General features: G+C 36.1%; 1 protein-coding gene. It reads left to right on the top strand.

All coding sequences use genetic code 11. The features are described from left to right. The first annotated feature begins 401 nt into the window (after positions 1-401). Positions 402-1,817, top strand: coding sequence for a group II intron reverse transcriptase/maturase (gene ltrA, locus VK998_RS04175; RefSeq protein ID WP_325225825.1), 1,416 nt, complete (start codon positions 402-404; stop codon positions 1,815-1,817). Positions 1,818-2,042: the final 225 nt, after the last annotated feature.

Here is a 2,042-nt window from a genome sequence, read left to right as displayed (position 1 = left end):
TTGTGTGCCCAGCATGGGCAACAACTTGGTGGTGAAAGTCCACTACGGGCTTGGTAGTAGGAACCGTTAGCTAAGAGCAAGGGTGTCCACGGCGACGTGGAATCTGAAGGAAGCTAGAGGCAAAGTCCCGAACTGACGAACAGAAACCATATCAGGCTGAAGTAGAGTGGACGAGTTTGCAATACAAAACAAAGTCCAATACTACCCGAACTCTATACAGTAAATATGGCAGTTACATGGGATGAAAGTTGTTGTTCTTACCTGGGGAGGTCTCATGGACAAGGGAAAACAGAGTATGAACCTTGGTTGAAACAAGATTTGTCATGAGAAGTCAGCAGATGCCATAGTACCATGGAAATCTAGATTTCATGGGAAGGGTTGAACCATAGGAGATGAAGTCAATGAAAATTACTGAGAACACGATTGAATGCAGAAAACAGAATAATGACACCATCACCAACCGTGGAGATAGTGTGGAACACGAAGTACACGGAAATGGGCAAAGTGTTTCAAGGATAATTGAAAAGGATGACATCAATACCAACAAACCAACGGTAAAGATTTTAGAACAAATCCTCTTACGAGATAATATGAATAACGCCTATTTAAAGGTTAAAAGAAACAAAGGAGTAGGTGGAGTTGATAAGATGGAAATAGATGAACTTCTAGAACATTTGAAAACCCACCGAGAGGAAATTCTAAAATCTTTGCTAGAGGGTAGCTACAAACCATATCCAGTAAAACGAGTAGAAATACCCAAAGAAAATGGTAAAACTAGAAAATTAGGAATACCAACACTAACAGATAGGGTAATCCAACAGGCAATCCTACAGGTTTTAAGTCCCAGATATGAGGAACAATTTTCAGACACAAGCTATGGATTTAGACCCAATAGAGGTTGTCATGACGCATTAAAGAAATGTCAAGAATATGCAAATCGAGGATATTGGTATGTTATCGATATGGATTTAGAAAAATTCTTTGATACTGTAAATCAATCTATGCTTATAGAAATTTTATCAAGAACAATAAAAGATAATAGGGTAATATCTCTAATTCATAAATTCCTAAATGCAGGAATTATGGACGATGGAATGTTCATAAAAAGTGATGAAGGAGTACCCCAAGGGGGCCCCCTTAGTCCACTACTAGCAAATATTATGTTAAATGAACTAGACCAGAAATTAGATGACTGGGGCTATTTATATGTAAGATATGCGGATGACCTTTTAATATTTACAAAAAGTAAAAGAGCAGCTGAAAGACAATATGAAAGAGCTAGTAAATATATAGAAGGTAAATTAAAACTCAAAATAAATAAAGAAAAGACCCAAATATCTAAGTTAAGTCAAATAAAATATCTAGGATACGCCTTTTATAAATATGGTGGAAAGTGCAGATTGAGAGTACACCCTAAAAGCATCAAAAAACTAAAAGATAAACTAAGAACTGTAACAGGTAGAAGTAATGGCATGAGCATAGAAGGAAGAAAAATAAAACTCAATCAAATAATAAGAGGTTGGGTACAATATTTTAAATTAGCAGATATGAAAAGTATTATGCAAGACATTGACGAATGGTTAAGAAGAAGAATTAGAATGATAACATGGAAAAGATGGAAGAAGGTTAAAACAAAAGGTGAAAACCTTCAGAAACTTGGAGTAGCCAAAGGAAAAGCATGGCAATGGGCAAATACAAGAAAAGGCTACTGGCACATAGCCAACAGCCATATACTTGCAACAACCCTAACTAATGCTAGGTTTGAAAAACAAGGATATTTAAGCTTTTATAAATATTACCTTGAAGTCAGAGTGTAAACTATGGAACCGCCGTATACGAGAACCGTACGTACGGTGGTGTGGGAGGCCAGTAGATAAAATAATTATCTACTTCCTACCCGATTCACTAATTATGATAAAGAAAGAGGAATCTAAATGGAGATAGTAGGGAAAAGGGTAAGGATAGCACCTTTAAAATTAGAGGATGTTTATTTTATGAGAAATTGGGGAGTTCATGAAAATCCATTACTTTCTGACTATAAT

It is taken from the genome of Schnuerera sp. (genome assembly GCF_035459645.1).
Classification (GTDB): Bacteria; Bacillota; Clostridia; order Tissierellales; family Tepidimicrobiaceae; genus Schnuerera.
Note: the sequence above shows the minus strand (reverse complement) of the source record. Positions and strands in the feature narration are given on the sequence as shown.